Source organism: Deinococcus sp. HSC-46F16 (assembly GCF_024171495.1).
Taxonomy (GTDB): domain Bacteria; phylum Deinococcota; class Deinococci; order Deinococcales; family Deinococcaceae; genus Deinococcus.
The window spans coordinates 266,939-288,939 of record NZ_JALJZW010000001.1 but is presented as its reverse complement, the minus strand read 5'-3'; the positions used below and the strand labels follow the sequence as shown (position 1 = coordinate 288,939).

The window sequence follows — 22,001 nt, the reverse complement described above, 5'->3', positions numbered from 1 at the left end:
CGCTTAGGGAGACGGTGGACATCCGTGCGAGGGCACCTGCAAATCCACGCGGGTCGCGCCCCGGAAGGTGACCACCGTCCCCTGCGTGAGCTTCCCGCTGACGCACCCCGGTTTCAGGGCACGCGACCCGACCCGCACGCTTCCTCCCCGAAAACGGAGGCTGTAGCCCACCGTCCGCCGGACGGTCAGTGTCCCACTGACCCACGAGGCGGTGAAGGAGTGGGTGCCGCCCCGGTTCTTTTCGACCGAGAGCAGCGAACTGTAGCTGCCCCACCTCACGGCTGGGCCGTTCGCGGCCCCGGCCAGCGCCGCCGGGCCGATCAGACTGAGGCAGAGGAACGCGGCAGACAGGTGTCTCATGGGGACCTCCGGGGGCAGGAAGGCTGAGGGCGGGGCCTTCAGCGTACCCCCCGACGAGAAGCGACAGGCTCCAGATGTGCCGGAACCTTTTCACCCCGCGCCCCGTATCCTGCCTTGTATGCAACTGACCGCAACCCGGACGGAAAATCTGGTTCGCACCTTCATGGCGCGGACGTACTCGTGGATGGCGGCGGGCCTGGCCCTCACGGCGGGCGTTGCCTACCTGACGGCCCAGAACGAGGTGCTCGCCGCGCAGGTCTTCGGCTGGCGCTGGGGCCTGATCATCGCGCAACTCGTGATCGTGTTCGCGCTGAGCGGGCTGGCGCACCGCATGAACAGCGCGGTCGCGGGGATGCTCTTCATCGCCTACGCCGCATTGACGGGCCTGACCTTCAGCTCGCTGCTGATCGCCTACGACCCCTCGGCGGTGACGGCGGCCTTCCTGACCACGGCGGGCACCTTTGGGGCGATGAGCGTGGCGGGCTTCGTGATCAAGAAGGACCTCAGCGGGATGGGGCGCTTTTTCATGTTCGCGGTGATTGGCCTGTTCATCGCCATGATCGTCAACATGTTCGTAGCGAGCAGCGCCCTGACCCTGGGTCTGAGCGTGATCGGCGTGCTGCTGTTCGCGGGCCTGACCGTCTACGACACCCAGATGCTGCGCAACCTCGCGCTGAGCGGCGTGACGGGTGAGATGGCCGAGCGGGCGGCGATCAACGGGGCGCTGGCCCTGTACCTGGATTTCGTCAATATGTTCCTGTTCCTCCTGCGCCTGTTCGGGTTCGCGGGTGGCAGCGACGACTGAGCTTCCGGCACAGAAAAGGCCCCGGCAGATGCTGGGGCCTCTTTCTTTGATGGGGGTTTGCGGCTTACCTCACCCCCGTCAGCTTCAGCCAGTAGTACTCGTGCTTGCCCATCAGCACCGGGTACGGCCCCTCCCCCACCACCGGGAAGTGGCTGCCGCCCGCCAGGGTGACGGGCACGCGGCCCACGTGCGCCGAGAGGTCCAGGAGCGCGGCCTGGGCACTTCCGGCGAAGTTGGAAATGATCAGCAGGGTCTCCCCGTCGTGCTGGCGGGTAAAGGCGAGAATGGCCGGGTTGCCCGTCTCGATAAAGGTGAGGTCCCCCTGCGCGAAGGTCGGGTGGGCGCGGCGCAGCTCGAGCTGGCGCGAGAGCCATTTCAGCAGGCTGCCGGGGTCCTGCTCCTGCGCGGCCACGTTCACACGCCCGTAGCCGTACACCGGGTCCTGAATGGGTGGGTAGAAGCACTGGTCGGGTAGGGCAGTCGAGAAGCCGCCGCTGATCCCGGCGTTCCACTGCATCGGGGTGCGGACGCCGTTGCGGTCAGAGAGGGTCAGGTTGTCGCCCATGCCGATCTCGTCGCCGTAGTAAAGGATCGGGCTGCCGGGCAGCGCCAGCAGGACCGTGTGCAGCAGCTCGATGCGGCGGCGGTCGTTGTCCAGCAACGGGGCGAGGCGGCGGCGGATGCCCACGTTGATCTTCATGCGGTGGTCGGGCGCGTAGGCCGCGTACATGAAAGCCCGCTCGTCGTCGGTGACCATCTCCAGCGTCAGCTCGTCGTGGTTGCGCAGGAAGGTCGCCCACTGCCCGAAGGACGGAATCTCCGGCAGGCGGCCCATGATCTCGCGGATGGAGGTCGTGTCCTCCCGCTTGAGGCTCATGTACAGCCGGGGCATCACCGGAAAGTTGAAGCACATGTGGAACTCGGGGTACGCCTCGGTGCCGAAGTACTCCACCACGTCTTCCGGCCACTGGTTGGCCTCCGCGAGCAGCAGGCGGCCGGGGTACTCCTCGTCCACCACCCGGCGAAGCTGGCGCAGGATCGCGTGCGTCTCGGGCAGGTTCTCGCAGTTGGTCCCCTCGCGCTCGATCAGGTAGGGCACCGCATCCACCCGGAAGCCGTCCAGCCCGAGGTCCAGCCAGAACCGCAGGGCGCCGATCAGTTCCTCCACCACGCGCGGGTTGTCGAAGTTGAGGTCGGGCTGGCTGGAGAAGAAACGGTGCCAGTAGTAGCGGCCGCACCCCTCGTCCAGCGTCCAGTTGCTCGTCTCGGTGTCGGTGAAGATGATGCGGGCGTCCGCGTACTCGGTGCCCGTGTCGCTCCAGACGTAGTAGTCGTGGTACTCGTTGGGGCTGCCGTCGGGCAGGGTGGGGCCGCGCCGCGCCGCCTGAAACCAGGGATGGTCGGAGGACGTGTGGTTCGTTACCAGGTCCCCGATCACCCGCAGGCCCCGCGCGTGCGCCTCGCGCAGGAAGACCTTGAAGTCGTCGAGCGTGCCGAGGTCGGGGTGGATATCGGTGTAGTCGGCCACGTCGTAGCCGTCGTCGCGCAGGGGGCTGGGGTACCAGGGCAGCAGCCATAGGCAGTCCACCCCCAGCGACCGCAGGTAATCCAGCCGCCCGGTCAGGCCGGGAAAATCGCCCTTGCCGTCGCCGTTGCCGTCCGCGAAGGTGCGGACCGAGAGTTCGTAGAAGACGGCGCTCTTGTACCACTCGGGTTGGGGGGAAGGCTGTGCCTGCGTCATGCCCGGCAGTGTACGGGGCCGGGTGGAAGCGGTGCGAGAGGTGACCCTCCTCATCCGGCCCATCCATCTTTTTGATAAAGATAAATCATTATGCGTTTCGCCCCCTGCCTGCTACTGTCCACCCTCCTCCTTTCGGTCGCCACCTCTGCCCAAGCCGCCTCCCTCTCCGTCAGCGCGACGACCAGCATCGTGGGCGACTTCGTGAAGGCGGTAGGGGGCTCGCGGGTCAGCGTGAACGTGATCGTTCCAGCCGGGAGCGACACGCACAGTTTTCAGCCGAACACGGCGGCGATCCGGCGGCTGGCGGGCAGCCGTACCCTGTTCATCAACGGGGCGGGACTGGAACCTTGGCTCCCTAAGCTGAAGGCGGCGGCCCCGAAGGTGCCCGTGACCGAATTGACGCGCGGGCTGAAGCTGCGTGAGATGGGGCATGCGGCGGGGGAGGACCACGGGCACGACGACCACGGCCCCCTGGACCCCCATGCCTGGTGGGACGCGGGCCTCGCCGCCGGGTACGTGCGGAACGTGCAAGCGTCGCTGACCCGGCTGGACCCGGCGGGCAAGGCGACCTACACGAAGAATGCGGCGGCCTACCTGAAGCAACTGCAAACCCTCGACGCCTACGCGAAAAGGCAGTTCGCCACCGTCCCCGCCGCCCGCTGCCGCGCCGTGACCAACCACGACAGCCTGGGCTACCTCGCCCGGCGCTATGGGCTGACCGTGGTGGGCACGGTCCTGCCCGGCGGCGGCACCGAGCGCGAACCGAGCGCCCGCGAACTCGCCGCGCTGGTGTCGTCGGTGAAGAAGAGCGGCGCCCGCGTGATCTTCACCGAGGCCGCGCTGAACACCCGCCTGGCCGCGACCCTGGCCCGCGAGACGGGGGCGAAGGTGGCCCCGCCCCTCTACACCGACACGCTGGGGCGGAAGGGCAGCGCGGGCGACACGTTTCTGAAGGCCTTCCGGCACAACGTGGATGTGATGGTGCGGGCGCTGAAGGGAGTCTAGGGGTCGAGGAGTCGGGGGGTCGAGGGGTGGGGCTCGACCCGTTTCGACCCCTCGACCTCTGGGTCTCTTGATTCCGCCCTCGCAATAGCAATGTTCCAGGCGCTATGCTCGGCGGATGCTTGGCGTGGAGAACCTGACCGTGCGCTACGGCACCCACACGGCGCTGGAGGGGGCCTCCGTACGCTTCGAGGCGGGGCAATTCAGCGCCGTGATCGGGCCGAACGGGGCGGGCAAAAGCACGCTGCTGAAGGTACTGGCGGGGCTGCTTCCCGACCCCCAGGGCAGCGTGCGCTTCGACCCCGGCCACACGCCGCGCAATTGCGTGTCCTACGTGCCGCAGCAGCAGACGCTGGACTGGGCCTTCCCCGTCACGGTCTGGGACGTGGCGATGATGGGCCGCACCGGACGGCTGGGCTGGCTGCGCTGGCCGGGGGGCAAGGACCGCCAGAAGGTGGCGGCGGCGCTGGAGGAAACGGGCGTCTACGACCTGCGGCACCGCCACATCGGGGCTTTGTCGGGCGGGCAGCGCCAGCGGGTGCTGCTCGCGCGGATGCTGGCGCGGGAAGGCCACCTGCTGCTACTCGACGAACCGCTCACCGGGGTGGACCCCGCCACCCAGGAGGGGTTGATGGCCCTGCTGCGCCACCAGGCCGACCGGGGCCGCGCGGTCGTGATGGTCACCCACGACCTCGATCAGGCGCGGCGCTGGTGCGACCACCTCGTGCTCGTCAACCGCCGGGTCATCGCGGACGGCACCCCGGACGAGGTGTATACCCCGCAGAACATCGAAGCGACCTTCAGCGTGAGCCACCTCGGGCACACGCACGCGGAGGCATGATGGGAACTGCGCCGCGCCGACCCTCCCGGACAGGGGCAGCCTGATGGAGTGGCTCACCGATCCCCTGCAATTCGACTTTTTCGTGCGGGCGCTCGCGGCGGTCGTCCTCGTCAGCGTGCTGTGTGCGCTGGTGGGCGCGTGGGTGGTGCTGCGGGGCCTGAGCTACATCGGCGACGCGATGAGCCACGCGGTCCTGCCGGGGCTGGTGGGGGCGCTGCTGGCCGGGGGCAACCTGCTGGTCGGCGCCCTCGTCGCCGCCGTGCTCACGGCGCTGGGGATCGGGGCGGTGGGTCAGCGGTCGGGTCTCAAGCAGGACAGCGCCATCGGCATCGTGTTCGTGGGGATGTTCGCGCTGGGCGTGGTGATGCTGTCAAAGGCACCGACCTTCGCCACCGACCTCAGCACCTTTTTGATCGGCAATCCGCTCGGGGTGACTCCGGCCGACCTGTGGAGTGCGCTGGGCGTGACCGCGTTGGTGGCACTGATCCTGGGAGCTTTCCACAAGGAGTTGCTGCTGGCCTCCTTCGACCCCACCGAGGCCCGCGCCATCGGGCTGCCGGTGGGGGGGCTGACCCACCTGCTGCTGGTCGTGATCGGGCTGGTGGTCGTACTGACGGTGCAACTGGTGGGCACCACCCTCAGCGTGAGCCTGCTGGTGACCTCCAGCGCCGCCGCCCGGCTGCTGGCCCGCAGCCTGAAAAAGATGATGCTGCTTGCCGCCGGGCTGGGCATCCTGGGCGGGGTCACCGGGCTGTACCTCAGCTATTCCCTCGACACGGCGGCGGGGGCGACCATCGTGCTGGTGAATACGGCGGTCTTTGTGATGGCCCTGCTGTTCCGGCGGGGGGAGTAACTTCTCCGCATGATGGCCCCCTCCGTATAGTGGCTTAGTCGCTGCCACCGTGCGGTAGGGTCGGGGCAACGGTCCGGGTTCCCCGGCGTTCGGCCCTCCCCCATTCCACGGAGCCTCCCACCTTGCGTCACTTCCCCCTGTAACCGCGACCTGAAGCCTCGTCCCCGCCCGCCGTGGCCGGGACAGCTCGCCCGCAGGGGGAACACAGTGCTGGGACAATTGAAAGGGGTCGCCCGCAGCTTTGGCGACCGCGTGGTGGTGCAGGACGTGAACCTGGAGGTGCAGCCCGGAGAGCGGCTGGCCCTGGTCGGAGAGAATGGCAGCGGCAAGAGCACGCTGCTGCGGGTGTTGGCGGGCCTCGACCGCCCGGACGAGGGCACAGCGACGCGGACGGGCCGCGCCGTCCTGCTGTCCCAGCACGCGGAGATGGGGACGGAAACCGTGCTGGACGCCGTGACACCGGAGAACTTGCGGGCGGCCCGGCGCACCTTCGAGGCCGCCTCGGCCGGGCTGGGCGAGGGCACCGACGCCGCCTTCCACGCCTTTGCGGAAGCCGAAGAGGCGTTCCGGGTGGCCGGGGGCTACGGATTCGAGGCGCAGGGGGCGGCCGTGCTGGGCGGGTTGGGGCTGGACGCCGGGGCGAACGCGGCGGAGCTGTCCGGCGGCCAGACCCGGCGCGTGCTGCTCGCGCGGCTGCTGCTCTCGCCCGCCGACCTCTACCTCCTCGACGAACCGACCAACCACCTCGATGCCCAGGGAGCCGCATGGCTGGAAGGCTGGATTCGGGCCTCCCCCGCGGCGTTCGTGCTCGCCAGCCATGACCGGGCCTTTCTGGACGCAGTCACCCACCGCACGGCGGAGCTGGAGCGGGGGCGGCTGACGGTCTACCCCGCCCCGTACACAGAAGCGATGGCCCTGAAAGCGGCCCTGCGCGAAGCCCAGCAGCGCGACCACGAGGCCTACCGCCGCAAGCGGGCCGCCCTCGACGAAGAGCGGCGACGGCAGGCCAGCAAGGGCGCGGTGGAGGAAAACCGCCGCCGGGCGCGGGACAACGACAAGTTCCTGAGCAGCCACAAGGCGGGCCGGGCGCAAAAACTTTTCTCGGCGCGGGCGCAGGCCATGCAGCGCCAGATCGACCGGCTGGACGAGGCCGCCGCCCCGAAGCCTTTCGAGGACCGCCGCACCCTGCGCCTCGACCTCCCCGACGCGCCCCCCGGCCCCGCCGAGGTGCTCACCGTCCGTGATCTGTCCGTCTGCCGAGACGGGCAGCCAGTCCTCTCGGGCGTGCGGCTGGACGTGCGCCGGGGCGACCGCATCGCGCTGACCGGGCCGAACGGGGGCGGGAAGAGCACCCTGCTCGCCGCGCTGCTGGGGCAGCTTCCCCACGCGGGCGAGGTGCGGTGGGGCCAGGGGCTGAGCCTCTACGCGGCGGGGCAACATGGGGAGGAACTTTCGGGCCTGGAGACCGTCGGGGACGCGCTCCTCGCGGCAAACTCGGCCCTGACTGCCCACCAGCTTCACGCGGTCGCGGCACAAGTGGGCCTGCCCGGTGGCCCGTCCTTTCCGGTCGCGGGGCTGTCCGGCGGGCAGCGCACCCGGCTCAGCCTCGCCCGGCTGAACGTGACGCGGGCGCAGGTGCTGGTGCTGGACGAACCCACCAACCACCTCGACGTGCGGGCGATCGAGGCGCTGGAGGCCCTGCTGCTCGCCTTTCCGGGCACAGTGCTGCTCGCCAGCCACGACCGGGCGCTGGTGGGCCGGGTGGCGACGCGGGTGTGGGAGGTGGGAGGGGGCGGGGTGCGCGAGGAGCCGCTCGTGACGGTCTAGCCGATGCGGTCACTTTTCTCGCGGTTGTGGCGGGCACACAGCAGTTGCACGTTCTCGGGCGTCAGGCTGGTGCCGCCGCGCGACCAGGGCAGAACATGGTCGAACTGCAGATCGTCGGTCGCCCCGCACTCGACGCACCGGCCGCCGTCCCGCTGCCAGACGGCCAGCTTGACCCAGCCGGGAATCAATCGGCGGCGCTCGGGGTGGGCGGGAACGGGCCCAGCATCGTCCTCCTCGCCCTGCACCGCCTCCAGGCGAAAGACGAAGACGTACCGGGTGCCGTCGTGCTCCTGCGCGGCGCCGGTGAGGTGGAAGACGCCGTTGTAGGTCCAGATGCCGGGGCGCAGCTTCTCGTAGACGCGGACCCGTTCGGGCACTGCCTCCCCACGCTCGGCCGCCAGAGCCGCCTCGAAGAAGAGGCCATTCTGAGTCAGTTTGCCGCCCGGCGTCCGCAGGGGCTGGTCCACCGTCTTGGGGTCGAGGCCACCCGTCCGGTTGACCGGCGCGTCGTGGCCCTCGTAGCGCAGCACGGTGCCGTCTTCGCTGAGCTGGTCGCGGTAAGGCGCCCCCGGCTGCACGGACATCAGCAAAACGCTGTGCCCACCGCGCACACGAAAGTTCATGCCGCGTTGGAGGGAGATTCCCTCTCGCAGGCACATCTCCGTATGACTCATCACGCGGGCGGGCACGGGGGCCACGCTACCAGGTCGGGAGACCACCTCCAACCAAAAAAACCGCTCCCCGGAGGGAGCGGCCTGAAGCACTCGGCTCAGTAGAACTTGGTGATGCGCTCGACCGGGTGGCGGTGGTGGGGAAAGCCTTCCTCGGCCCGCTTGCCGATGGGCAGCATCCCGGCGAACTGCACGTGCTCGGGCAGGCCCAGGAGTTCCTTGACCTTGTCGGGCTGGAAGCCCAGCATGGGCACGGTGTCGTAGCCCAGGCCACGGGCGGCCAGCATCAGGAAGCCGAAGGCGATGTTCGCCTGCGACAGGCCCCACTGACCGCGCTGGGCCACGTCCTGGGCGCCGAACACGCCGTCGAACGTCTGGCGCTGCCCGGTGCGGCCCGCTTCGCCCATGCCGGGGTGCGCGGTGTCCTCGACCGTCGCCAGGGTGTCTTCCATGTCGCTGTAGACCACGATCACGGCGGGCGCGTTCGTCACCTGGGCCTGGCCGTAGGCGGCCTCGCGGAGCTGCTCCTTGAGCTGCGGGTCCTGCACGACGGCAAAGCGCCACGTCTGGGCATTCCAGGCGCTGGGCGCGAGGCTGGCGAGGCGCAGGATCTCGCGCAGGTCGTTCTGGTCCATGGGCTCGGGCACGAACTTGCGGATGCTGCGGCGGCTCTCGATGGCCTCGGTCACGGTTTGGGGACGGGTCAGGGTCGCGGTCATGCCGAAATCATATTGTCAACCGCTTTGAAAAGTCAAGCGGTGTGAGATTCGCCCTGATTCGGGTGGCGGGAACGTGTACAGTTGGGGCATGAGCACCGCACACCCAGGCTTCTGCCCGGTCTACCGGGCCATCGGCGTGTTGCAGGAAAAGTGGGTGCTGCACATCGTCCGGGCGCTGCTGGGCGGCGAGAAGGGGTTCAATGAACTCGCGCGGGCGGTGGGCGGCTGCAACAGCGCCACCCTCACGCAGCGGCTGGAGCATCTGGAAAACCTCCAGCTCATCGCCAAGCGCACCGAGGACTCGCCGGGCAAACTCGCCCGCAGCGTCTACACCCTGACCCCCGCCGGACGCGAGCTGCAAAGCGTCATCGACGCCATCGACGGCTGGGCGCGGCAGCACCTCGGCGCCGCCGACGTGGCTGCCCCCGCGTGACCGCCTTTCTGATCTTCGTCGTGCTGCCGGTCGGCCTGATCGTCCTGTCCTGCTTTATCCGGCCCGTGCAGCGCGACCGCCGCTACGGGGACGCATTCGGCGAATCGCTCGCCGCCGGGGGCATGTTCGGCCGACCTGAAGTGGAGCCGGACGAGCAGACCGTGCGGGAGGACACCGACCCCGTCCGGTTCAAGCTGGACTGACCTTCAAAAAAGTGCCCCGGCATGGGCGGCGATCAGCAGAGCTGCATCTGCCGGGGTCAGTTGTGCCGTGTCGAGGACGATGGCACCGGGTGGAGGAGGCAGGCTGCCCAAGGCGGCCAGGTTCTCGCGGAGGGCCACGGGGTCGCGCAGCTTCGCCCGCTCACGCCGCTCCGGCAGGGCCATCCGGCGGGCGAGTTCATCCACGTCGCACTCCAGCCACACCGGCACGTAGACGGCATCCCGGTCCACGGCCACGGCGCGGATGCGCTCGGCCGAGGCCCGGCTGCTCTCGCGGTCGGGATGGTACGCCGTGAAAATCTGGCTCACCTCGCGGGGAGCGAGGCGGGCGGCCTGCAAACCGAGGTTCCAGACCTGCGACCCTAACTCCTGAAGCTTGGTCGGGATCGGCCGCACCCCGTCCGCGCCGTAAGGCCGATACACCACGTCGCGGAAGAGGTGATTGTCCAGCAGCACGGCGCCCGTCAGCCGCGCCAGGTGCTCGCCCACCGTCTTCTTGCCGCTCCCCGGCGGTCCCGCGAGGTGGAAGACGAAGGGCGTCACGCACCCGCCCCCGCGAAAGCCATGATGCGCCGCGCGGCGTCCTCGGCGCTGAGGGTGGACGTATCCAGTACCAGGGCGTCGGCGGGGGGCGGGAGCAGTCCCTTGTCCGTCACCACCTGGCGCACCCCCTCCGGGTCGCGCAGCTTGAGACGGCCCACGCTGCGCTCGGGCAGGGCCGCGCGGCGGGCGAGTTCGTCCACCGGGCAGGTCAGCCACACCGGCACGAAGGTCGCCCCCCGCCCCGCCGCCAGCGCCCGGAACCGCTCCAGCGACTCGGCCTCGCCGGGCTGGTCGGCCAGATAGATCGTGAAGATGTGCGAGAGCTCACGCGGGGAGGCCGCTACCGCCTCGCGCACCACCGCCCGCACCCGCGAGGCGAAGGGCCACGCCTCCGGGGGCACGGGCCGCACGCCGTCCAGCCCGAAAGCGTGAAAGACGGGGTCGTTGGTGAGGTGGTTGTCCAGCAGCGGCGCCCCGGTCAGCCGCGAGAGGTGCGTGCCCACCGTGCGTTTCCCGCTGCCCGGCGGCCCGACGAGGAGATACAGAAAGGCCATGCCCGCCAGCCTAGCGGCCTGGCCCACTGCCCACATGCGCCAAACGGCGACGCCCCCACCGCTGGGGCAGGGGCGTCAGGGGCGGCCGAGCGCTACTCCAGCACCGCCTCGTGCACGATCTCCACGTTGCCGGTCATGATGCGGCTCAGGGGGCACATCTGGGCGGCCTGCTGCACATGCTGCTCGAAGTCGGCCGGGTCGCTTCCCGTGACCTTGCCGCGCACGACGAGGCGCATGGTGCTGATCTTGAAGCCGGGGCCGTCCTTGACCATCTCGCAGGTGGCGTCGGTCCGCAAATCTTCAACCGTGTGCCCATGGCCCGAGAGCAGGGCCGAGAGCTGCATGGTGAAGCAGCCCGCGTGCGCGGCGGCCAGGAGTTCTTCGGGATTGGTGCCCACGCCCTGCTCGAAGCGGGTTTTAAAGGAATATTGGGCGCCCTGCAGGGTGCCGGACTCAGTGCTCACGGTGCCGCTGCCGCCCCGGAGGTCGCCCGTCCAGTGGGCGCTGGCCTTGCGTGCGATATCTGCCATACCCGGCAGTGTGCGCCCGGCCGGGCGGGGGCGCACTTGAGGCAGCCTTTAGACTGCGGCATGACCACCCTGACCACGCTGCAGTCCTGGGAGACGGGCGCTCCCGTCGCGGGTTACCACTGGCCCGCCGCTGCGCCCCGCGCCGCCGTCCTGCTCACCCACGGGCTGGGCGAGTACGCCGGGCGCTACGTGGAGCGCTACAACCGCCTGATTCCGCGCTTGGGGGAGGCGGGCTTTTCGGTCTACGCCTATGACCTGCGCGGGCACGGCGCCTCACCAGGGCGGCGGGCGGTCGTGGACGCCCGGACGCTGGTGGAAGACCACCTGCTCGCGCGGGAGACGCTGCGGGGCCAGCCGCTCCCGGTCTACGCCTTCGGGCACTCGCTGGGCGGCCTGATCACGGCGGCGAGCGTGGCCCGCGACCCACGGGGGCTGAGTGGCGTGATTCTCTCCAGCCCGGCCCTGCTGATCGGGGAGGACGAACCGCGCTGGCTCAAGGCCGCCGCGCCGCTGCTCGCCCGCATCGCGCCCCATGCCGCCACGACGGTGCTCGACAGCGCGGGCCTCTCTCGCGTGGCGGAGGAGGTCGAGGCCTACCGCGCCGACCCGCAGGTCTACCAGGGCAAGGTGCCCGCGCTCACAGCCGCCTCCATGCTGCGCCTCAGCGGAGAGCTGTGGGCGCACTACGACCGCTGGCGCCTGCCCACGCTGGTCCTGCACGGCGCCGCTGACCGCATCACCGACGTGCGCGGGACCCAGCGCTTCGTGGAGGCGATCCCCGCCGAGGACAAAACCCTGCACCTCGTCGAGGGTGGGCATCACGAACTTCTCAACGACGAGGGCCGCGACGAGGCGCTGGCGTGGATTCTGGGGTGGCTGCGGGAACGGACAGCCTGAGCTTGCTTCACGCGCCGCTCACATGGCCTCATCACACCTGGCCGCGTAGCCTCCCTCCATGCCCAAAACCCTGCTGCCGCTGGCCCTGCTGTCCGCCGTTCTCGCCGCCTGCTCAGGAGCGCCGCAGGGGACCCCGCAAGTCCTGACCACGCCGGGCGGGAGCCTCGCGGGTGAGCGGCCCCAGACGCGGCAGGCCACGCTGATCATGGAGGACGGCAGCCGCCAGACGGTGACGGGCTTCGTGCGGGGCGGGATGCTGCTGCTCGAAGACGACATCCTGCTCGCGGACGACGTGAGCAAGCTGTCGCCCCAGGGGACCTACGTGGTGGACACGCGCTACCGCTGGAGCGGCCGCACCATTCCCTACGCCTTTGCGAGCAACGTGCCGCAGGCCGTCCGCGACCGGGTGACGCAGGCCGCCGCCAACATTCGCGCGACGACGAACGTGGTGGTCACCCCACGCACCACCCAGACCAACTACGTGCAGATCACGTACAACACCGGCACGAGCTGCGCGAGCAGCCTCGGCATGGTGGGCGGGGCACAAACGCTCACGCTGGCCGACCGCTGCACCGTGGGCACGATCATGCACGAGTTCGGGCACGCGATGGGCCTCTTCCACGAGCAGACCCGCCCCGACCGTGACCAGTACGTCGCGATCCAGTGGCAGAACATCCCCGCCGACTGGCAGAGCCAGTACGAGATTCGCTCGGGCAGCCGGGGCTACGGCGCCTACGACTTCGACTCGATCATGCACTACCCCGCCTACTTCGACGGCAAGCTGGCGATCAAGCCCCTGAGCAGCAGCGTGGACCTGAACCGGATGGGCCAGCGCAACGGCTACAGCTCCACCGACGTGGGCACCATCAACGCGCTGTACCCACGCTGAGCGAACGAAATTAGAGAGCCTGGCCCGGTGAGGTCAGGCTCTTTTTATTGGCTGGGCCTCAGGGCATGACTTCGGCCAGCGGGCGCTCTGCCCTCTCCCCCACGGGCTCCGGCTCGCGCTGACCGCCGCCGTCCCGGATGTCGGGGTGAATGCCGAAGTCCTTGGCGATCAATCGGGCGGTCATCTTGGCCGACATCATCACGCTGGGGGTCCCCGCGCCGGGCTGCACCCCGGCCCCGACGAGGTACAGGTTGCGGATGTCCTCCGAGCGGTTGTGCGGGCGGAAATAGGCACTCTGCACGAGCTGCGGCTCCGGCCCGAAGGCGTTGCCCAGGTACGAGTCCAGCGTGCCTGCGAAATAGTCCGGCGTCACGAACTCGCAGTGGGTCAGGCGCGAGCGCAAGTCCGGGATGTGGCCGCGCTCCTCCAGGAAGGCGAGCACCCGGTCCACCAGCTTCGGCCCCTCGGCCGCCCAGTCCAGGCCCGCGCCCTGGTGGGGCACCGGAATCAGCGTGTAGGCGGCGTGGTGGCCCTCGGGAGCCAGGCTGGGATCGGTCAGGGTGGGGATGTGGAGATACTGGCTGAAGTCGTCCGGGAGGGGCTTGCCGCCGAAAATCTCGGCCAGCAATTCCTCGTAGCGCGGCCCCAGGATGATGTTGTGGTGGCGCAGGTCGAGGGGGCGGCCGTCGTCGCGGAAGCCGAAGTAGATCACCACGAGGCTCATGCTCTGGCGGGCGGCCTTCACGCGGGGATCGCTGTTGACCAGGCGGGCGCGGCGCGGGAGCCGCTTGAGGTAGGTGTTCGCCCAGTCGCCGTTGCTCACCACGATGTCCGCGTGCCGTTCCTCGCCACCCTCCAGCCGCACGCCCCGCGCCACCCGCGCCCCCAGCGGCGCCCGCACCGGGCGGCCCCGGTCATCACTGACCAGAATTTCCTCCACCCCGCGCCCGTACTCGATGCGGCCGCCGAGTTCCTCAAACTTCCGCACGAAGGCCCGCACCAGCGCCCCCGTCCCCCCCATCGCGTAGTGGATGCCCCAGGTCTTCTCGACGAAATGGATCATCGCGTAGATCGCGGGCACCGAGAGGGGATTGCCGCCGATCAAGAGAGTCTCGAAGGAGAAGACCTGCCGCAGCTTGGGGTTCTGGAAGTACTTGGAGGTAAAGGAAAAGAGGCTGCGCACCGCGTCCAGCCGCATCAGGTCGGGCACCACCCGCAGCATGGTGGGCACGTCCCCGAAGTGGGTGTAGCCCAGTTCCAGAAAGCCGCGCTGGAAGATGGCCTGCGCGTCGGCGTGAAAGCGTTCGTAGCCTTCCAGGTCCTCGGGGGCGAGTGCCGCGATCTGGCGGCGGGTCGAGTCGGGGTCGCCGTCGTAGTCGAAGTGGGTGCCGTCGTCGAAGATGATGCGGTAGAAGGGCAGAATCGGGACCAGCCGCACGTACTCGCGCGTACGGGGGCCGCCGCTCTCGCCCTCCCGCACGCGCTCGCCGGTCAGGACGTGCTCGGGGTAGTCGGGCCGCCCGAGTTGCCCGCCGTCCCGCTCCAGCGCGAACAGTTCCTCCAGAAAGTGCGGCACCGTGATCACGGTCGGCCCCATATCGAAGACGTAACCGCCTTCGGTGCGCTTCTGATAGGCGCGGCCACCCGGACCGTCCATGCGCTCCAGAATGGTGGTATCGAAGCCCAGGCTTTGCAGCCGGATGCCCAGGCTCAGGCCCCCGAAGCCGGAGCCGATGATGAGGGCGGTTTTGCGGGTCTTGGCGGGGTTTAGGGGGGTGTGGGGATCAGGCATGGGGGTCCTTGTCCGGCCCTGGCGCGGGGGTCAGAGGCCGTGGGGCAATGATCGGGAGAGTGGATTGGGGGCGGGCGCCCTACGGCCCGAAGCCCAGCTCCGCGCTCCCCCGCAGTTCCCACCACGCGCGGGGCAGCAGCAGCAGCTTGCGGGGGCCGCTGACATACGCCCGGCGGCGGAAGTTGTCGTACTCGGCGCGGGCGAGGTCGTCGAGGATGCCCTCGTAGGAATGGGCGGCCACCTGCACCGCGAGCCGGGCCGAGCCGTTCAGGCAGGGAATCCCGGCGCGGCCCTCGGCGTACATCTCGCGGGCGAGGCCGGAGAGCCAGCGCATCAGGGCGCGGTACTCGGGGGTCACCTGCCCGGCTTCCAGCGTGGCGCGGGAGACGCCGAACTCGCGCATCAGGGCGGCGGGCAGGTACACGCGCCCCCGCTCGAGGTCCTCGCCCACGTCGCGCAGGATGTTGGTGAGCTGCATCGCCTGCCCCAGCCGCAGCGCGGCGTGCAGGGTGCGCTCGCCGCCCCGATACCCGCTGATGGGCGCGATCATGAAGCCCACCACACCCGCGACCCGGCGGCAGTACAGCAGCAGATCGTCCAGCGTGTGATATTCGAAACCGCGCAGATCCATCTGGAGGCCCTGGTGCAACTCCTCGAAAGCCGAGAGGGGAATCGGCCAGCGGGCGGCGGCCCAGGCCAGGGCCACGTCGCCGGGGTCCTCGCCCTGCTCGCCCGCGAAGGCCGCCTGTACCCGTGCCCACCAGTCAGCCAGACCCCGCTCGGCGGCCTCGCCCCGGCGCTCGTCCACCACGTCGTCCCCGGTGCGGCAGGCGGCGTACACCGCCCACACCGCCGCCCGCTCCTCGGGTCCGAAAAAGCGCGACCCCAGATAGAAGGTCTTGCTGTGGTGCCGCGTCACGTCCCGGCAATGGGCCACGGCCGCCGGGGGCGGGGCTGGGGGGCGTTGGGTCACAATCGGCTCCTCTCCAGGCGAGTGTAGGGGCCGCCGGGGGCCGGAACGTGACGGTTTCTTACAGATTTCCCCGCGCCTAAGCACCACGAAGCTTTCACGGTCACGCCCTCATTGCCCGCGCCGGTAGCGCTCGAAGACGGCGGCCCCCAGCCGCAGCCCGTCCACCCGCGTGCAGCCCGGAAGCTGCCGCGCGACCCAGGCCGGGTCGGGAAAGGTCAGGCCGCCGAGCGCCGGGGCCGACAGCCACCCTTGCAGCGGCCCCCCGGTGCGGCCGAGGTACATCAGCCACAAGGTGCCGCCGGGCCGCAGCACACGCTCCAGCTCGGCCAGGAAGCGGGCGGGGTCGCGGGTCTCGTTCAGGGTGGCGCCCACGGTGATTCCGTCGAAGCTGGCGTCCGGCAGTCCGCTTGCCTCCAGGTTGGTCAGCAGCCAGTCCACTCCGTGTTCCCGCACCCACCGCCGCGCCGCCGCGAGCATCGGGGCGCTGAGGTCGGCGGCCACGACCTCGCACCCAGACTGCGCGAGCACCTCCGCATAGAACCCCGTGCTGGTGCCCGCGTCGAGCCAGCACTCGCCGGAACGGGGGCGGCACAGCGTCCGGAACAGGGCGGCCTCGCGCTCCAAGGGAAAGGGCTGGCCGGTCAACCATGTCAGGGACCGCGCCCGCCACGCGGGGTAGCCCCAGGCGGTGGGGGCCAGGAGGTTGCTGCGCTGGGCCAGGGTCAGGGGGCGCTCGGCGCCTGCGGCCGGGTTCAGGGTTTCTTTGGTGTGGCGCGGCGCGGGCACGAGGTTCATTATGCTGGTCACATTGGCCTGCCGCGGCAGGTTGAGTTCCTGGAGGATGTATGCAAGAGCAACGCAAGAGCATGGGGAGTGCCCTGGTCGACGTGTTCGACGCCGCGGTGGCCCTCGCCAAGACCGAAGTGCGGGGAATCGCCCATCAGGTCGGGCAGGTCGCCAAGGCCAAGGGTCTGGGGGTCGTGCTGCTGCTGGGCGCCACCGGGCCGCTGATTCTGGGCCTGGTGTTCCTGATTCTGGCCCTCTTCTACGGCCTGATGCGTCTGGGCCTGGGGGCCTGGGCTGCCGCACTGATCATCGCGCTGCTGAGCTTCGTCGTGATGGGCGTGCTCGTGGTGATGGGCCTGCGCAAGCTCAGCGCCGAGGTGCCGCGCGAGGGCGGCGACCGCTCCGACCCTGGCCGCCCCATGACCGAGGACGAGCGGCTGGAGGCCGAGTATCAGGCCGAGCAGAGCGGCAAGCTGCGCGAGGTCCAGTACCCCGCACCCACAGGGGCGCAGACGGCGGCCCACGTCGCCGGAACGGGCACCCGCACCGTGGACACTGGTACCGTCATCGCCACCCCGGTCGTGGCCGGAACCCGGACGGGCGAGGGCAGCGTCAGCGCCAGCCGGGGGTCGCACCTGATGGGTCAGGTCACCGGGGCGCCCACGGGCAACTCGGCGCCGCACACCCGCACCTCGCCCGACACCGCCGCGAACATTGACAGCCTCGGCCCGGCCCACACCGGGACCCGAGCGAGCGCCGCGTCGGTGGCGATGGGCGCGGACGTGGAGCGCGGCACCGTGCGTCCCGGCGTCAGCACTTCCGGCTTCACGGCGGGGGGCGTCGGCGTGAACGCCAGTGACCAGGGCTCGGGCATCAAGACCACCCTCACCCGGCAAGAAGGCGTCTCGGACGGCGTGGCGCTGCGCGGCACCGACGCCGGGGAAGTGCGCCTCCCCGTGTACGAGGCCACCGAGACGGGCGAGCCTCAGGTTTACGGCAGCGGCCTGAACAAGAAGCTCGACGGCAGCGAGACCCACGACGCCGGAGCGGGCGGCCACGGTGGGCACACCAAGCACGATCCCAACATCCAGCACCCCGTGGTGCTCAAGGACGCGCCGGGGATCCCGGTCAGCACCGAGCCTACCTTCCGGGACGACATGCGCAAGGAGGACCAGTAATGGACGCCTACTCCCGCAGCGAACGTGATGAGGCCCGCGCCCGCCTGAGGGCCAGCGTGGACGCCCTGACCGAGCAGGCCAGCCTCCAGGTGCAGATGCAGAAAGACCCCCTCAAGATGCTGGGCGGCGCCTCGGCGGTCGGGGCACTCGTGGGGATCGCGGTGGGGCGGCAGTTCCGGCGCAGCAAGAAGATCTACGTGGACGCCACCAGTCCCGCCAAGCACCAGAAGGCCTTGATCAAGGCCCAGCACAAGCAGCAGGGCGGCAAAGGTGTCGGCGGCGCCCTCGTCGCCACCCTGACGACCCTGGCCTTCAAGGCGCTGAACGAACGCGTGCTGACGCCCAAGCTCGAGGAAATTGCGGGCGGCCTGATGGAGAAGGCCGGACAGGAGCCGGGCAAGGGGAGCGGTGGGCAGGCCGCGAAGGCCAACGCCCGCCCCAGCGTGGTGGCCCCCGCGGCCTCTTCCGGCGGGGCGGCCAGCTTCCTCAAGCGCCCCGAGCCTGCGGGGACGGCAAGCACGTCGGGCAAGCCCACTTACGGCGAGCAAAGCCTTGATCAGGCGGTGGCGACCGGCTCGCCCAGCGTGTCGGCCGCCACCGCGCCCTCGCACGTCGGCGTGCTGCCCACGCCCAGAAGCACGGTGGAGGCCAAGGCCCAGGGCACGCCCATCGCCCCCGACGAGAAGGTCAATCCCAACCTGCGCTGAGTCGCCTGTTGTCATCCAGCAGCCCACCCGCGAAGGTGGGCTGCTCCGTCATGCGGCCCGGCCGCGTCTGCTAGCCTGCCCCCCATGACGGCGACCCGCAGCACCCGCCAGCGCGACGTGATCGCCCGCGTGATGGACGACGCGGAAGGCCCCCTTGCGGTGGGGGACGTGCTGGAGCGGGCACAGACGGACCTGCCGGGGCTGGGCGTCGCCACCGTCTACCGCACCCTCAAGCTGCTCACCGAGCAGGGCCGCATCCACCCGGTCACGCTCGACGGCGAGACGCGCTACGAGCGGGCCGGGCGCGGCCACCACCACCACTTTGCCTGCACCCACTGTGGCCGGGTCTTTACCCTGCACACCTGCCCGGTCGCCCTGCCCAGCGGCACGGTCTACCCCGGCGGCTTCATCGTGGAGGCGCACGAGGTGACGCTCTACGGACGGTGCCCGGCGTGCGCCCAGGCCGAATGAGGCCGGGCATGCGAGCGGCCCGGACCGAGAAGAACGCGCCGGGCCGCTGGTTCGGGAAAGGTCAAGGAGTCACGGACATGCGCAGGCGCTCGAGCACCGCCGCGTTGGGTCCCGGCGTGCGGTAGGGATTGAGGACGGGCTGAGCCAAGAGGGCCTGAACCGTTGCGAGGCCCCCAGGCACCTGAAAGCTGTAGAGCATCGCGGTGCGGTTGACCGGGCCATCCGGCGCGGCGAAGCGGGCACGGGCCGCCAGCAGTTCGGCCCGGCGGGCGAGGTCGGCCTCAGCCCGCGCGAGCTGGGTGCGCTGGCCTTCCGTGAGCGCGGCGAGGAGGCCCTCCCGACCCTGGCCCGCTGCCGAGGCTCCCAGGGAGGGGGCGGTGGCCAACGCCTGGGCTTCGGTCCGCAGCGCGGCGCGGGCCGGGTCGTCCAGGGTCAGCGTGCCGTGGGCCACGAGGTCGGCCAGCACCCGCACCGTGCGCAGCAGCCGGAGGGTGGGCAGGGCCGCCTGCACCCGCTGGGGGGTCTGAACACTCATGGGAACCTCGCTGCGGGGTGGCGCCGCCCTGCCCGCAGACGGGGAGGTCGCCGACCCGAACCCCCCGCCGAGGGCAGCCAGGGTCAAACCGATCAGGACGAGCCGGGTCATGGATTCAGCCTAGCCCCGGCGGGTAATGGGGGGCTGATGTCAGGCTGGAGGCGAAAAGAGAGGGGGCCAGGACTTCCCGCGTCCCGGCCTCCTCTCCACCCTCTGGCGTGTGCCTTTACTCCGCCAGGCGGCGGGCACGCTGCTCGGGGGTTTCCTCGGGCATGATCCACGCGCCCTTCTTGGGCAGATGATCCTTGCTGATGCGGGGCTGCGCCTTCACGGTCTGGGTCGACAGGCCGGTCAGGTTCTCGTACCACTTGTAGGCCTGCACCTGCACGCCCGCCGTGGTGGCGGCGTCCAGCACCGCGCGGTAGCCCTGGTGGCCCAACTCGGCGGCCCTGAAATAGTTCATCGCGGTGTACTCGCGCTCGGCCTGCGCGAACAGGGCGTCGGCGCTGCGGGCCGCGCCCTGCACGCCCTGGACCTTCCCGGCGCGGCGGGCGATTTCCAGAATCGCGTTGGTGTTGTTGAGGTACGCGGCCGTCAGGTAGCGGTACTGCGCGTCGAGGTTGAACTGCCCGAAGGTGCGCGACAGGTCGTTGTAGGACATGATCGTCGCACTCTGGTCGCCCGAATCCACGAAGCGGAAAAATCCGCTGGAGCCGTAGGAGAGGTCCTCCTCGCTGTCGTAGCCGTCGTGCGGGTGCGACAGGCTGAGGTGGTGCCCGACCTCGTGCACGGTGGTGTCGGTAAAGCCGTACCCGCCGGGGTTGATCAGGCTGGGCGTCAGGAAGGAATACACGAAGCTCTGGGTGCCGGTCTGACCGTCGTCGTAGGCAATGCCCAGCAGCCCGCCCTGGCTGTCGCTGGCGTCGTTGAAGGCATAGATCGGCAGCAGGTACTTGTCCCCGGCCGCCCTGTAGCTCTCGCGCAGCTCGCGCACCCCGAACTGGAACAGTTCCTCACCGGAGAAGTCCGCGAAGTCGGGCGAGCAGATGTCTTCCGCTTCGACCGGGAAAAAGCAGTTGTACACGTCGGCGAGGTCGCCGTCGAGCGCCGTCTGCCGGACATTGGTGCTGAACTTGGCAAAGGGCTGCAGGACCGACACGCGGCTCTGAAGCAGGGCGCGGTTGAGCAGCGTGCCGGGGTCGCGGGCACCCTCGCCCTGTTCGACCCGCACGTCGAGTTCGATCTCCTCGGGCATCCGGGGCGGCGTCAGGGCCACCCGGTAGATCGGGCTGGGGGTAAAGAGCAGGTTCAGCGCGGTGTAGCGGACCACCCGCGCAAGGTCCACACTGACCTTCCGGCCGTAGGCGACGCTCGCCTTGCGGGTGCCGTACTCCCAGATGGGCGGCATGCGGTAGTCGGGCTCGCCGTCCCCGGTCGAGTCGAAGTTCGTCACGTCCCAGGCGTCGGTCCAGGGGTCGGGGTTGGCCGACAGGTCGTAGAACCACACGCGCTGCGGGGCCGCGCCCTGGCGCACGCTGCCGCCCCAGGCGATCAGGCGTCGGCTGGCGCGGGCGCCGAAGCGGGTCCCGGTGTCGGTGTCCGCAGCGTCCGCGCGGGTGTAGGAGTGGAACTTGAAGTCCGGGCGGCTGTACCAGTTCACCAGATAGATCGTGTATTCGCCGGGCTTCACGCCGACGCGCGAGACGTTGTCGGCCAGCCAGTTCTCGGTCGCCAGAGCGTCGATCTCGAAGTTCTTCTCCACCGGACGGTTGATCAGGGGCGAGGGAGCCTCGCACTTGTCGGTGGGCACCTGATATTCCTCGCCCGTCTCCTCGTCCGTTTCGGTCACGAACTGACAGTTGAAGTACTTCTGATAGACCGTGAGCGGCTTCTCGGTGGCGTTCTGCGACAGGTACCCGAAGAAGTCGTCCTCAAACTTCTGGTCGGCAAAGACGTAGTTGTAGTCGTAGTCGAAGACGTTGCCGGTGTACTCAGTGTTGCCATAGGCGCTGGGGATGCGGGCGATCGTCTCGTAAGACTTCGGCAGGGTGTCGCGGAAATCGCGCGTGTTCACGTTCTGGGCCGTCTGGACCTGACCGGGCAGGGCTTCCCGGTAGCCCACGAAGACCACGTTGACCTTCAGGCGGGTGCGGATGCTGTCCTGTTCGCCGGGCTTGAGGGTGCTCAGGCGGCCGAACTCGGTATCGGTGCCCGGCGCCGGTTGGGTCCGGGTGGTGCAGGAGGCGAGCAGCGAGGCGCTGAGCAGGAAGAGGGCAGTGGCGCGAAGGGTCATAGGCCTCCTGGGGTCCTGGCTGGACCATGAGTGAACTCGGGTGTTGCCATGAGAAGTCTAGCGGCTTTTGGAGAGGCCATGCACCCAGTTGGGGAGGGTGCCTGGTCTGGACAACCGCGTTGACCCCACCCGCCTTTGCCTGTTACCGTCCTGAACAGCTCCCGCGTGGAGCGACCCCTATCCAGAGCGCCCGAGAGACCTGGCTCGTCGACGGCGCGGCAACCGGACCCCATCACGTCACGGTGCCAAGGCCAGCCCACCTCCAGCGGTCGACGATGACCGCCCGCGTGGGACCGATCAGGGAAGGTCACGCGGATGAAATCCCCGCCCCTTCTCGATTGCCCGAGAGGGGGCCTTGCCTTTGGCGCGGCTCCCCACAG

At 69.8% G+C, this 22,001-nt stretch carries 24 protein-coding genes and 1 riboswitch; of the genes, 12 read left to right on the top strand and 12 right to left on the bottom strand.

Translation table 11 applies throughout. From position 1 onward, the window contains the following. Nucleotides 1-3 precede the first annotated feature (3 nt). A complete protein-coding gene (locus tag L1280_RS01545; protein WP_253580255.1) occupies nt 4-360 on the bottom strand; it encodes a hypothetical protein in 357 nt (118 codons plus the stop codon). A 118-nt stretch (nt 361-478) separates the two neighbouring features. On the opposite strand from L1280_RS01545, the gene L1280_RS01540 reads away from it, so the two are divergent. Then, nucleotides 479-1,165, top strand: a complete 687-nt coding sequence (locus tag L1280_RS01540) for a Bax inhibitor-1/YccA family protein (RefSeq protein ID WP_253580254.1) — start codon at nt 479-481, stop codon at nt 1,163-1,165. 64 nt (nt 1,166-1,229) lie between these two features. Here the strand turns inward: L1280_RS01540 and treS are convergent, their stop codons facing one another. Beyond that, nucleotides 1,230-2,906, bottom strand: coding sequence for a maltose alpha-D-glucosyltransferase (treS, locus tag L1280_RS01535; protein WP_253580253.1), 1,677 nt, complete (start codon nt 2,904-2,906; stop codon nt 1,230-1,232). Nucleotides 2,907-2,996: 90 nt separating this feature from the next. On the opposite strand from treS, the gene L1280_RS01530 reads away from it, so the two are divergent. From L1280_RS01530 to L1280_RS01515, 4 genes are all read left to right on the top strand, one after another. After that, nucleotides 2,997-3,911, top strand: a complete 915-nt coding sequence (locus tag L1280_RS01530; RefSeq protein WP_253580252.1) for a metal ABC transporter solute-binding protein, Zn/Mn family — start codon at nt 2,997-2,999, stop codon at nt 3,909-3,911. A 115-nt stretch (nt 3,912-4,026) separates the two neighbouring features. Continuing rightward, nucleotides 4,027-4,749 (top strand): metal ABC transporter ATP-binding protein, encoded by a 723-nt coding sequence (locus tag L1280_RS01525; protein WP_253580251.1) that lies wholly within the window; start codon nt 4,027-4,029, stop codon nt 4,747-4,749. A gap of 43 nt (nt 4,750-4,792) precedes the next feature. After that, nucleotides 4,793-5,602, top strand: a complete 810-nt coding sequence (locus tag L1280_RS01520) for a metal ABC transporter permease (protein WP_253580250.1) — start codon at nt 4,793-4,795, stop codon at nt 5,600-5,602. 207 nt (nt 5,603-5,809) lie between these two features. Then, nucleotides 5,810-7,429, top strand: coding sequence for an ATP-binding cassette domain-containing protein (locus L1280_RS01515; protein ID WP_253580249.1), 1,620 nt, complete (start codon nt 5,810-5,812; stop codon nt 7,427-7,429). On the opposite strand, the gene L1280_RS01510 is transcribed toward L1280_RS01515, so the two are convergent. After that, nucleotides 7,426-8,013 carry an HNH endonuclease gene (locus L1280_RS01510; protein WP_253580248.1) on the bottom strand — a complete coding sequence of 196 codons (588 nt, stop codon included), beginning with the start codon at nt 8,011-8,013 and terminating at the stop codon, nt 7,426-7,428. The two genes, L1280_RS01515 and L1280_RS01510, sit on opposite strands and share 4 nt — an antisense overlap. A gap of 185 nt (nt 8,014-8,198) precedes the next feature. Continuing rightward, nucleotides 8,199-8,819, bottom strand: coding sequence for a nitroreductase family protein (locus tag L1280_RS01505; protein ID WP_253580247.1), 621 nt, complete (start codon nt 8,817-8,819; stop codon nt 8,199-8,201). An 88-nt stretch (nt 8,820-8,907) separates the two neighbouring features. On the opposite strand from L1280_RS01505, the gene L1280_RS01500 reads away from it, so the two are divergent. Together L1280_RS01500 and L1280_RS01495 are read left to right on the top strand one after the other, a co-directional pair. Continuing rightward, nucleotides 8,908-9,252: a helix-turn-helix domain-containing protein gene (locus L1280_RS01500; RefSeq protein WP_253580246.1), complete on the top strand. Its 345-nt coding sequence runs from the start codon at nt 8,908-8,910 to the stop codon at nt 9,250-9,252. Then, the gene (locus L1280_RS01495; RefSeq protein WP_253580245.1) at nt 9,249-9,455 is read left to right on the top strand and encodes a hypothetical protein; all 207 of its coding nucleotides are present in this window, start codon (nt 9,249-9,251) and stop codon (nt 9,453-9,455) included. The genes L1280_RS01500 and L1280_RS01495 overlap by 4 nt, the downstream gene beginning before the upstream one ends. Nucleotides 9,456-9,458: 3 nt before the next feature. Here L1280_RS01495 and L1280_RS01490 read toward each other — a convergent pair whose 3' ends face one another. The 3 genes from L1280_RS01490 to L1280_RS01480 all read right to left on the bottom strand — a co-directional run bounded on the left by L1280_RS01490 (nt 9,459) and on the right by L1280_RS01480 (nt 11,100). Further along, nucleotides 9,459-10,016 (bottom strand): AAA family ATPase, encoded by a 558-nt coding sequence (locus tag L1280_RS01490; RefSeq protein ID WP_253580244.1) that lies wholly within the window; start codon nt 10,014-10,016, stop codon nt 9,459-9,461. Next, entirely contained in the window at nt 10,013-10,570 is a 558-nt protein-coding gene (locus L1280_RS01485; RefSeq protein WP_253580243.1) for an AAA family ATPase, read from the bottom strand. Before L1280_RS01485 ends, L1280_RS01490 begins: the two co-directional genes overlap by 4 nt. A 92-nt stretch (nt 10,571-10,662) precedes the next feature. Continuing rightward, on the bottom strand, nt 10,663-11,100 hold the full coding sequence (locus L1280_RS01480; protein WP_253580242.1) for an OsmC family protein: 438 nt from the start codon (nt 11,098-11,100) through the stop codon (nt 10,663-10,665). Nucleotides 11,101-11,160: 60 nt separating this feature from the next. Between L1280_RS01480 and L1280_RS01475 the strand changes: the two genes are divergently transcribed. Then, nucleotides 11,161-11,997: an alpha/beta hydrolase gene (locus L1280_RS01475; RefSeq protein ID WP_253580241.1), complete on the top strand. Its 837-nt coding sequence runs from the start codon at nt 11,161-11,163 to the stop codon at nt 11,995-11,997. Between the two features lie 58 nt (nt 11,998-12,055). Then, entirely contained in the window at nt 12,056-12,886 is an 831-nt protein-coding gene (locus tag L1280_RS01470; protein ID WP_253580240.1) for a M12 family metallopeptidase, read from the top strand. A gap of 58 nt (nt 12,887-12,944) precedes the next feature. Here L1280_RS01470 and crtI read toward each other — a convergent pair whose 3' ends face one another. The 3 genes from crtI to L1280_RS01455 all read right to left on the bottom strand — a co-directional run bounded on the left by crtI (nt 12,945) and on the right by L1280_RS01455 (nt 16,446). Beyond that, the gene (crtI, locus tag L1280_RS01465; protein WP_253580239.1) at nt 12,945-14,678 is read right to left on the bottom strand and encodes a phytoene desaturase family protein; all 1,734 of its coding nucleotides are present in this window, start codon (nt 14,676-14,678) and stop codon (nt 12,945-12,947) included. A gap of 79 nt (nt 14,679-14,757) precedes the next feature. Beyond that, nucleotides 14,758-15,654 (bottom strand): phytoene/squalene synthase family protein, encoded by an 897-nt coding sequence (locus L1280_RS01460; RefSeq protein ID WP_371922875.1) that lies wholly within the window; start codon nt 15,652-15,654, stop codon nt 14,758-14,760. A 105-nt stretch (nt 15,655-15,759) separates the two neighbouring features. After that, nucleotides 15,760-16,446 carry a class I SAM-dependent methyltransferase gene (locus L1280_RS01455; RefSeq protein ID WP_253580237.1) on the bottom strand — a complete coding sequence of 229 codons (687 nt, stop codon included), beginning with the start codon at nt 16,444-16,446 and terminating at the stop codon, nt 15,760-15,762. 50 nt (nt 16,447-16,496) lie between these two features. Here L1280_RS01455 and L1280_RS01450 point away from each other — a divergent pair, with 50 nt between their 5' ends. From L1280_RS01450 to L1280_RS01440, 3 genes are all read left to right on the top strand, one after another. Next, nucleotides 16,497-17,615, top strand: a complete 1,119-nt coding sequence (locus tag L1280_RS01450; protein ID WP_253580236.1) for a phage holin family protein — start codon at nt 16,497-16,499, stop codon at nt 17,613-17,615. Beyond that, nucleotides 17,615-18,322: a hypothetical protein gene (locus tag L1280_RS01445; RefSeq protein WP_253580235.1), complete on the top strand. Its 708-nt coding sequence runs from the start codon at nt 17,615-17,617 to the stop codon at nt 18,320-18,322. The genes L1280_RS01450 and L1280_RS01445 overlap by 1 nt, the downstream gene beginning before the upstream one ends. A gap of 84 nt (nt 18,323-18,406) precedes the next feature. After that, on the top strand, nt 18,407-18,793 hold the full coding sequence (locus L1280_RS01440; protein WP_253580234.1) for a Fur family transcriptional regulator: 387 nt from the start codon (nt 18,407-18,409) through the stop codon (nt 18,791-18,793). Nucleotides 18,794-18,854: 61 nt separating this feature from the next. On the opposite strand, the gene L1280_RS01435 is transcribed toward L1280_RS01440, so the two are convergent. Then, nucleotides 18,855-19,439, bottom strand: a complete 585-nt coding sequence (locus L1280_RS01435) for a hypothetical protein (protein ID WP_253580233.1) — start codon at nt 19,437-19,439, stop codon at nt 18,855-18,857. Nucleotides 19,440-19,554: 115 nt separating this feature from the next. Continuing rightward, entirely contained in the window at nt 19,555-21,621 is a 2,067-nt protein-coding gene (locus L1280_RS01430; protein ID WP_253580232.1) for a hypothetical protein, read from the bottom strand. A gap of 175 nt (nt 21,622-21,796) precedes the next feature. Continuing rightward, nucleotides 21,797-21,924, top strand: a riboswitch (SAM riboswitch). Nucleotides 21,925-22,001: the final 77 nt, after the last annotated feature.